Annotated in this window: 6 protein-coding genes; 2 read left to right on the top strand and 4 right to left on the bottom strand. The window is 71.7% G+C overall.

Going from position 1 to position 9178, the window contains the following annotated elements:
* Nucleotides 1-34: 34 nt before the first annotated feature.
* The gene (locus FJ251_10855; protein MBM4118218.1) at nucleotides 35-1240 is read right to left on the bottom strand and encodes a glycosyltransferase family 4 protein; all 1206 of its coding nucleotides are present in this window, start codon (nucleotides 1238-1240) and stop codon (nucleotides 35-37) included.
* Between FJ251_10855 and FJ251_10850 the strand changes: the two genes are divergently transcribed.
* On the top strand, nucleotides 1239-2543 hold the full coding sequence (locus tag FJ251_10850) for a response regulator (GenBank protein ID MBM4118217.1): 1305 nt from the start codon (nucleotides 1239-1241) through the stop codon (nucleotides 2541-2543). The two genes, FJ251_10855 and FJ251_10850, sit on opposite strands and share 2 nt — an antisense overlap.
* Nucleotides 2543-3577: a response regulator gene (locus tag FJ251_10845; GenBank protein MBM4118216.1), complete on the top strand. Its 1035-nt coding sequence runs from the start codon at nucleotides 2543-2545 to the stop codon at nucleotides 3575-3577. The genes FJ251_10850 and FJ251_10845 overlap by 1 nt, the downstream gene beginning before the upstream one ends.
* Nucleotides 3578-3628: 51 nt before the next feature.
* Here the strand turns inward: FJ251_10845 and FJ251_10840 are convergent, their stop codons facing one another.
* From FJ251_10840 to FJ251_10830, 3 genes are read right to left on the bottom strand one after another with little or no spacing between them, the layout of a single operon-like run.
* Nucleotides 3629-4723, bottom strand: a complete 1095-nt coding sequence (locus tag FJ251_10840; GenBank protein ID MBM4118215.1) for a DUF1624 domain-containing protein — start codon at nucleotides 4721-4723, stop codon at nucleotides 3629-3631.
* 47 nt (nucleotides 4724-4770) lie between these two features.
* A complete protein-coding gene (locus FJ251_10835; GenBank protein ID MBM4118214.1) occupies nucleotides 4771-7176 on the bottom strand; it encodes a hypothetical protein in 2406 nt (801 codons plus the stop codon).
* Between the two features lie 30 nt (nucleotides 7177-7206).
* Nucleotides 7207-8787, bottom strand: a complete 1581-nt coding sequence (locus FJ251_10830; protein MBM4118213.1) for a hypothetical protein — start codon at nucleotides 8785-8787, stop codon at nucleotides 7207-7209.
* Nucleotides 8788-9178 lie beyond the last annotated feature (391 nt).

Below are 9178 nucleotides of genomic sequence, written 5' to 3'. Positions count from 1 at the left end.
CCCAGCAGGCCGCAATGCCAGGCCGCGCGGCGTCTCATGCGTCCTCCGCTTGCGCGGCGCGCTCGCCCAGCAGCGCTCCGTACACGTCCTCGACGGCCTCGACCATGCGCTCCACGCTGAACCGCTGCCGCACGCCGGCGTGGGCTGCCCGCGCCAGCTCGCGGCTGCGCTCCGGCTCGCGCAGGGCTTCGAGCAGCGCGGCCGCCAGCGCGCGCGCGTCGCCGCGCGGCACGCGCCGCCCGGAGACGCCCGGCTGGACCAGTTCCGCCAGACCGCCGGCGTCGCTGGCGAGCACGGGCAGGCCGGCGGCGAAGGCCTCGAGCACGACGCTGCCCAGACCCTCCTCGCGGCTCGGCATGCAGAAGAGATCCAGCGCCGCGAAGAGATCCGGCAGGTCATGGCGCCGCCCGAGCAGGCGGAAGCGCCCGCCCATGCCGAGCCGGCGCGTCTCTTCCTCGAGCCGGGAGCGCTCGGGGCCCTCGCCCGCGACGAGGACGTGGAGCCGCGGCTCCTCGCGGCAGGCCAGGTACGCGGCACGCAGCAGCAGGTCGTAGCCCTTGCTCGCATCGAGAGCGCCCGCGGCGCCGACGAGGTAGGCCGCCGGCGGCAGCGCCAGTTCGCGGCACAGCTGCGCGCGCAGCCGCTCGCGCAGGCTGGGATCGGCGTTCGCCGGCGCCGAAACGGCGTCGCCGAGCTGGGCCCACGCGGCAGCGGCGAAGCGCGCGGCGTCCACCGCACTCGGCACGAGGCGGATCCGCGCCGGGCTGACGCCGCGCGCCTGCAGGCCGCTTGCGACGGCCTCGCTGATCGCGAGGTAGCGGCCGATCCGACGGTCGCCGTACTTGAGCCGGTGCGCCAGGCCGGGCCGGCGCGGAAAGGCCGTGCGCCGCGTCACCACCAGTCGGCGCCGCTCGCGACCGGCAGGCCAGGCGAGAGCCAGGCTGGCCTGCGCCTGGGCGCGCGCGCTGTGGGCATGCCAGAGTTCGAGATTCCGCGCCGCCGCCTCGCGGCGCAGCCGCCAGGCCGCGAGCAGATCGAGGTCGCCGCGAGGAGCGAAGCCGAAGCATTCGAAAGCCTCCGCGGTCGCCGCTGCGCAGAGAGCGCCGTCCACGGGCGCGGCGAGCACGCAGCGCCAGCCGCGCTCGCGCAGGGCGCGCATCAGCAGCAGCACCTGTCGCTGGCCCCCGCGCAGGAGCCTGCCGGTGTCCAGGTGCAGGACTGCAGGCTCCGTTGCCGGCATGCCCCTCCTTTCGCGCACGTGGCGTCAGGCTATCACGCGCCTTGCCGCCGAACAAGGCGACGCCACGCGCGGGCGGCAGGGCGCAGGCGACGGGATCGTCCCCTCCATCTTAACAGAGCGCTCAAGTTGCCCGCCTTGCCGGCCGAAGAGCCGGGGAATGCAGTGGCGCCGCAACCAACCCCCGTCCGGAGCGGGGAAGTGCGCGGCAGTCCGCGGCAGCGACGACCGTCAGGAGAAGCAACATGCCCAGGATTCGGCAGCGCGGGTCGCGTTCCGCGCTTGGCCTCGCCCTTGCCGGGCTGATCCTCGGTGCGCTCATGCCGCCCGAAGGGGCGGCCGCACAGGAGCTCGCCGCGGCCAAGCGCGAGCTGGCGGACTGGCTCTCCGCGCTGCCGGCGCTAGTCGGCAGCGCCGCGCCCGACACGCTGGCGCCGCTGGCGGCCGCCTGGCTCGGGGAGAGCGGCGGCCCCGCGGATCTCGTTCTGGCGCGGCAGCTCAGCGCGCCGCGCTACGCGGCGCTGCGCGCCGAGCGGGCGGCCTGGGCCGCCTGCCTGGTTGCCGGCGACCGCGCGGGCGCGGAGGCGATTCTCAGCCAGCGCCTGCTGCCGCTGGCGCGCGAGCTGTCCCTCTGCCTCGTTGCGGCCGAGGCGGCCCTGGCGGCCGGCGAGGAGTGCCGATGAAGATCCTCTGCGTCGACGACGACCGCGGCAGCCTCCTGCTCGTGCAGCGCACGCTCGAGAAGGCCTTTCCCGAGGACCAGGTCTACTCGGCCGCCAGCGGCGAGGAGGCGATCGAGCTGGTCCAGAGTCAGGCAATCGACCTGCTGATCACCGACCTCGTGATGCCCGGCCTCTCGGGCATCGACGTGCTCGTCGAAGCCAAGCGCGAACGCCCCGCGACCGAGGTGATCATGGTCACCGCCCACTCCACCGTCGAGTCAGCCGTGCTCGCCATGCAGAAGGGCGCCCGGGACTACCTCGCGAAGCCCATCCACGGCGAGCTGCTCGTGGAGAAGGTCGGCAACCTGCGCGAGCTCCTGCACTCGCGCCGAGAGCTGGAGGACTACCGCTACGCGATGGCGGTCCTCGAGCAGGACGCGACGCAGAGCGCGCGCGGCATCGAGCAGCGCCTGGCGGAGCGCGAAGGCCAGCTGCGCGCGCTCCTGGCCATTGCCGAGAAGCCGGCGTTGGCCGGCGAGCAGAAGCTCGCGCGTATGCAGGCCTTGCTGGAACGGGCCCTGGGACGGGAGCTGGCCGGTCAAGGCAGCCCGGGCCCCGCGGCGCTCAGCGCCCTGGAGAAGTGATGGCGAAGATCCTGATCGCCGAAGACGACGGCACCAGTGCCCTGCTGCTCGAGCGCACGCTCCTGAAGGCGGGACACGAGGTGCGTCGCGTCGCCGACGGCATCGCGGCCTTCGAGGTTGCCCTGCGCGAGGGCTTCGACGTTCTGCTCGCCGACTGGATGATGCCCGGCAAGGACGGCCTGGAGCTGATCGGCGATCTGCGCGCGCGCTTGCCGCGCATGCCCTTGACGATGGTCGTCACGGCCCTCGCCTCCGCGGAGGCCCGGCAGCAGGCCTTTCAGGCCGGTGCGGACGACTACCTGGCCAAGCCCTACCGACCGGCCGAGGTGCTCGAGCGCCTGGCGACGCTCCTCGCCCGCCAGGGGCAATCCGCGGCAGAGCCCGAGGCGCCGTCCCTGACGCCCATGCCCGCGCGGCGCGGCGCCGCACCCGACCATCTTGCCGTGGGGATCGCGACGAGCACGGGCGGGCCGGAGGCGCTGTGCGCACTCTTCGGCCGTCTGTCGCCCCAGCCGCGCGCCGCATTCCTGGTCGCGATGCCGGGGCCCGCCTGGGTGCTGGACAGCCTGGCGGCTGCCCTGGCCGCAGAGGCGACGATGCCCGTGCGCCTGGCCGCGGACCATCTCGCGCCGCTGCCGGGGGGCATCACCCTGGCGCGCGGCGATCGCCACCTCTACATCGACCCCGAGGTGCACGACCTGCGCCTCAGCGATGCGCCGGCGATCAACTACGTCAAGCCGGCCGCAGACCCCCTGCTCCAGAGCATTGCCCACGTCTACCGCGAGTGCGGCGTGGGCGTGGTGTTGACGGGCCTCGGCCGCGACGGCGCGCGCGGCGTCCAGCAGATCCACCGCTTCGGCGGGCGGGTGCTCGTGCAGGAGCCCAGCACGGCGGCGGCGCCGGACATGCCGACCTTCGCGCTGGAGACGGGGATCGCCGACGCGGCGCTGCCCCTGCCCGAGCTGGCCGCGGCTCTGGATGCCGCGATCGCGGAGCTGACGCCCCACCTGCCCGCGCCGCAGACCGCGCCCTGAGCGGAGCGGGCGCGGCAGCCGCCGCGTCCGCCATCCCCCGCTGCGAATCGCCTAGATGAGCTGGATGAAGTGGTTCTTCGAGCGCTGCTTGAGGCGCCCGAAGGCCCAGGCCAGCGGGAACATCACCGCGAGCAGGCCGACCCAGCCGAGGAAGCTCTCCAGCACCGCCCCCTCGCGATAGAAGAAGCCCAGACGCCGCGTGAAGATGCCGAGCAGGGGAATATGCAGCGCGTAGAAGAAGAGCGGCACGCGCCCGATCACGCCCAGGGGCTTCAGGAAGTTGGTGTGCATGCTGATCCGACAGAACAGACCGACCATGAAGATCACGGCGCCCGCGAACCAGACGAGGTGCACCGTGTTCGGCGGGTACTTCTGCTCGAGGAAGAAGGACCAGCTGCCGACTTCCGACCAGGGCGTCAGGTTGCCGTAGCCGCGACCCAGGCGCAGCAGGACGGCGAGGGCCACCAGGCCCACCCCGATCAGCATGCTCTTGGTCGAGCGCTCGGCGTGCGACTTCCAGCCCTCGAACCAGAAGTGCGCCATCACCGAACCGACCAGGGCCATGCCGAACCAGGGCAGGGCCGGGTAGAGGTTGAAGCTGCCCGAGTCGATGAACATCTGCATCGGCACGTGCGTCCAGGCCTTCTGGCTGTAGGGGATCTGCAGCAGGAAGTGCTGGCCGAAGATGAGCAGCGCGCCGAGGGCCAGACGGAACTGCCAGCGCCAGGTGATGACGAAGGTGAGCAGGACCATCGCCGTGCCGATGCAGGCGATGATGCTCCAGTGCAGAGGCCGCCAGGAGTTGAAGCCGCTCCAGGCGGAGTTGACCCAGGTCATCTGGATCAGGATCAGGAAGAGCCCGCGCTCGATGAAGTGCCAGCGCGTGGCCCAGTCGCCGGCGCCGCCGTGCCGCCGCCGCCAATAGGCCCAGTAGACCATCGCCCCGTTCATGATCAGGAAGCCCGGCGCGCAGAGGTAGCCCATGTAGCGCAGGCCGAACTGGCCGGGCGTGCCGAAGAAGGGGTCCTGGAATTCGAAGGCGTACCAGATGTGGTTGAAGTACTCGTTGCTGTGGCCGAGGGCCATCATCACGCCGATGAGGCCCCGGAACTGGTCGATGAAGTGGAAGCGCTCCTTGGCGGCCATCCCCAGCCCCTTGCGCTGCGGCGCCCCGGCGGGGCCGGGGCGCGCGACTAGTTGCCGAAGTCCGTGCGCACGACGCGCAGGCCCACGAAGTCCAGGCGCGAATCCGGCGGCGCGGTCTCGCGGGCGGCTGCCCGGCAGTTCTTGGCCAGGTGGAACCAGCTGCCGCCGCGGATCACCTTGAGAAAGCCGCTGGCCGGCCCGCTCGGGTCGAGCCCGACCGCGCTCGGGTAGCCCGCGTACCAGTCCCAGCACCACTCCATGACGTTTCCGTGGACGTCCTGCAGGCCGAGTGCGTTGGCGCCGAGGCCGCCCACTGCGCGCGGCTGGTTGCCGGAGTTGCCGCAGTACCAGCCGACGAGGTCCAGCCGCGGGTCCTCGCAGGCCTCGTCCGTGATCGGGCCGTTGCTGAATGCGGTCGCGCTGCCCCCGCGGCAGAGCCACTCCCACTCGGTCTCCGTGGGCAGGCGCCAACCGCTGGCCTCGCGGTTCCAGGCGACCGCAGTGCCGTCGATCGCGTAGGCCGGCGCGAGGCCGTCGTCCAGGGACAGCGCGTTGCAGTAGGCGACGGCCTCGTACCAGGTGAGTCCGAGGACGGGCAGTTCGTCGCCGAGGAAGCTGTCGTCCGGCAGCGCGCCCATGAGCGCCACCCACTCGGCCTGCGTGACTTCCTCGCTGGCGGCAATGGGCAGCTGCGTGAGCAGGGCCGGGTGCTGGACCTCGTCCAGGTCGCGGCCGAGTTCGCCCGCCGGGCTGCCCATCGTGTAGAGCACTTCACCGACGAGCGGCCCCTGGAGCAGGGGCGTCGTCGGCGTGTGGCCGTGGCCGTCGTCGAAGGCGGCGCGGAAGCTGTGCGCGCCGGGCGCGAGACTGGCCTCGAAGCGGTAGAGCGCGCTCGCCGCGTGATCGCCGGAGACGTAGCTCATCGCGAAGGGGATGCCGTCGATGAGCAGGTCGTGCGTGACCGGCAGGTCGCCCTCGGGGTCGGAGTAGCGGACCGTGTAGGTGAAGACCTGCGCGACGTCGCCGTAGGCCGGCGTCACGGCGAGGCCGGACAGGAAGGTGTCGTTCGGGAAGGTGAGGGCGCCGGCCTCTTCGCCGAGCGCGGAGAGCTGGCCCTCGTCGTCCAGCGCGCGCAGCGCGAAGTGGAACTCGGTCTCGGGCGTGAGGCCGCTGACCGTGAACTCCTCGGCGCTGCCCGCCGCGGCGGGAACGGGCAGGCCGCTCACCGGGGCGGCCGCCGCCCAGGCCGCCTCGTCGGCGATCGCTGTCAGCGCCCAGCGCAGCTGGTAGCTCGCGGCGGCGCCGAAGTAGCGGTCGTCGCCGGGCGCCTTCCAGTTCAGGCGGACGGCGCTCGCGCCCACGGCCTCGGCGCTCAGCGTGTAGATGCCGCCCGGCGCCGTGCGATCGGCGAAGGCCGGGCCACGCAGGATGAGCAGGCCGTCGTCCTCGTCGGTGACGAGCACGAGGCCCTCGTCGGTGAGCGCGACGCCCGTCGCGTTGCTGCTGCGCACGTTGCCGGCGTAGCGCGGTCGCGCCGGATCGCTCACGTCCACGATGTGCAAGCCGGCGTCGTAGCCGGCGACGAAGGCGAGATCGTCGCGCACGGCGACGTCCACGCACCAGCCGTCGAGCGGGATGCGCGAGACGGGCACGGGCGTCTCGCCTGCGTTCACCCGGAAGATGCTCAGCCCCTGCCGCTTGTCGGCGACGAAGGCGTGGCCCTCCCAGAGCGCCACGGCGAGGGCGTTGCCCGGGGTATCGGCAGCGGCGACGAGCACCACCGAGTCGAGGATGAGCACGCGGGCGTCCAGCACGGCCAGGCCCATCTGGTCGTCGGCGACGTAGGCGTAGCCGTCCTGCACGGCGAGGCCCATCGCGTAGCCGTTCGTGCTCGCGAAGACGCCGCCATAGGCGAGCAGGCCGGGGAACTCGGGGCTGGATTCGAAGACGCGCACGCCCTTCCAGCTCTCGGCCACGAACAGCACGAAGGGATCGTTCGGGTTCTCGCGCTCGAGGACGAACATGCCGTTGCCGTCGACGGCCGTCGTGCCCTGGTTGAAGGTGACCGCGTTGGGCGGGTCGGTGACGTCGTAGGTGGTCACGCCCTCCGTGCCCTCGACGATCATCGCGATGTCGCGGATCTCGCCGGCCACGAAGCTGCGCTGGACCTTGATGTTCTCGCCGTACTTGGTCGTGTTCACCGTCTTGACGAGCACGGGCGCCGCCGGATTGCCGATGTCGACGACGTGCATGCCCGCCTGGCCGGCGGCGACGAAGGCGTAGTCGCCGATGACGGCCACGCTCTCGTTGATGCTCGGCAGGGGCAGGCGGCCCACCAGCGGATAGGGCGAGTCGGGGATCTCGTAGAGGTCCTCCTTGCCGCAACTGCCGGCGAGGGCGATCAGGGCGAGCGCCAGGGCGATGGCCCCCAGGCGGGTGGGCTGCATGCTCATCCTCCGTCGAATGCGGCCGCGCGGGCGCGGCTAGAACAGGGTGCTGCTGAAACCGATCCAGTAGGTCCGGCTGATGTAGTTCTTGTCTTCCTTGATGTCGCCCCACCAGGGGGAGTCCACGTCGCGCTCGGCGTAGCCGAAGCCGGGGTCCAGGTCGACGTCCTGCGCCAGGCCGAAGTTGCGCAGGAGCGCGGGCAGCGGGCGGCCACCCTTGACCTGGTAGGTGTAGGTGTTGTCCTGCCGGCCGACGTGGTAGGGGTCGTCCGCGATCGTCTGCGTCCCTTCGGCCGAGTAGTAGTCGACGCCGTACTGGGCGCGCAGGCGCAGCTCGGGCAGCCAGCGCTTGATCGCCGCCTGCGCCGGCGCCCAGCGCAGCTCGGCGTTGTAGGTGTTGCCCTTGTAGGTGCCGTCCGAGGCCGGGCTGGTCTCCAGCTCCTCGCCCACGACGTCGATCGCGCGGGCGTCGGCGTCCTCGTAGGCGTAGGTCAGGCTGAGGCGGAAGGGGCGGGCGATCGTCCAGGTGGCGTTCAGGTCCACGCCCCAGGTGTTGAGGTCGTTCTCCAGGTGCGGCTTGTTGTAGTAGTAGAGCTTCTTGGTGAGGGCGACGCTCGCGTTCAGGTTCCTGTGCAGCCGCTGCCGCCAGGTGCTCACGAAGCGGTTGCGCTCGAGGCGGAACTGCTCGCTGACCACGGGCGTCTGCTCCGAGACGAGGGGCGGCCGGTCGTTGAGTTGGCGCAGGTATTTCGAGGGGCTGTAGGCGTAGTAGAACTCCAGGCTCTGCTTGCCGAAAGCCTGGCGCAGGCCGAAGCGGAACTCGTGGTTGTCGAGGATCGTGTTGAGCGCGTACTGCTCGCGCGAGTAGCGCGCGGTGAAGCGCGTGGCGCCCAGGGCGAGGAACTTCCGCTGCGCCGTGAGGTCCAGCGAGGGCGTCAGGATGAGGTCGTCGAGCCGCTCGATCTCCTTGAACTTCTCCTGGTTCCAGTAGAGGCGCTGCAGGTACTCCTGCCGGAAGGCCTCGGACATCTGGAAGACGTTGTCCTCGTAGGTGAAGCCGAGGCTCACGCCCAGTCCCCAGGTGAGGCCGAAGCGCTCGTTCGCCGGCCGCGGCTTGGGCGGCGCCGCGACGGCGAGCGGCGTCGTCTCCCACTGCGGCGGACCGTCATAGTAGAGGGCGACGAAGAGCTCGCCGCCGCCTGCCAGCTCGCCGCGCAGGCTCAAGGCGTGGCGTCCGGCGGGAATCGCGAAGCTCAGGCGCGTGCCGCGGCTCGGGCTGCCCGGGCGATCGTCGGCGTAGCCGCCGATCCGCGATGGCGCCAGCGCGAGCGGCAGCGAGTCCGGGAGACCGGGGACGCCGGCCAGGCGCAGCACACCCTGGCGCTCCTCGGTCTCGCCGGGCGCATTGTGCGTCTTCACGAAGCCGCTCAGCGTGCCGGGGCCCTCGATGTGATAGACCAGACCCGCCGCCGGCAGCACGCAGTAGAGGGCCGCCGCCTCGCCGCGGCCGAGCAAGAGGGTCGCGGGCTTGCCCTGGGGCGCCAGGTCCTGCTTCGCATGCAGGGGCGAGGCGGCCAGCAAGAGGCCGAGACCGCACGGGAGAAGACGGCGCCGCATCCAGGCTACCTCGTGCTCACGTCGGCTTCGGGGATGAGGATCTGCGCGGCGATGCCGCAGGCCTCGGGCCGCACGCAGCGCAGCTCGTAGTGATGCCGTCCGCGCGGCACGGGAATGCGCAGCAGCTTGCGCTCGCCGGGCAGGATCAGCGGCCGCTTGAGGTAGTGGGCTGAGCTCAGCTTGTCGGTCTGGTAGTGGTAGGTGTTCACGCTGACGCCGTCGCGCAGCAGTTCCAGCGCGTAGGCCTGGGCGCCGTTCATGCGGTGGTCGAAGTCCAGCCGCGTGTAGACCTTGAGCGTTGTCGGGCCGGTGACGCTGAAGCCGAGGGGCGATTCGGCGCTGAAGAGGTAGTAGGTCGAGGTGCTGCCGCTGGCGAACGGCAGCTCGGGGG

It is taken from the genome of bacterium (assembly GCA_016873475.1).
Classification (GTDB): domain Bacteria; phylum Krumholzibacteriota; class Krumholzibacteriia; order JACNKJ01; family JACNKJ01; genus VGXI01.
The sequence above is the reverse complement of the archived record's forward strand: the minus strand, read 5'-3'. Positions and strand labels throughout refer to the sequence as shown.

Excerpts from the sequence above, each read along its gene's own strand:
- FJ251_10850 (MBM4118217.1), top strand. The coding sequence starts at position 1,239 with ATGCCCCTCCTTTCGCGCACGTGGCGTCAGGCTATCACGCGCCTTGCC.
- FJ251_10855 (MBM4118218.1), bottom strand. The coding sequence starts at position 1,240 with ATGCCGGCAACGGAGCCTGCAGTCCTGCACCTGGACACCGGCAGGCTC.
- FJ251_10845 (MBM4118216.1), top strand. The coding sequence starts at position 2,543 with ATGGCGAAGATCCTGATCGCCGAAGACGACGGCACCAGTGCCCTGCTG.
- FJ251_10840 (MBM4118215.1), bottom strand. The coding sequence starts at position 4,723 with ATGGCCGCCAAGGAGCGCTTCCACTTCATCGACCAGTTCCGGGGCCTC.
- FJ251_10835 (MBM4118214.1), bottom strand. The coding sequence starts at position 7,176 with ATGAGCATGCAGCCCACCCGCCTGGGGGCCATCGCCCTGGCGCTCGCC.
- FJ251_10830 (MBM4118213.1), bottom strand. The coding sequence starts at position 8,787 with ATGCGGCGCCGTCTTCTCCCGTGCGGTCTCGGCCTCTTGCTGGCCGCC.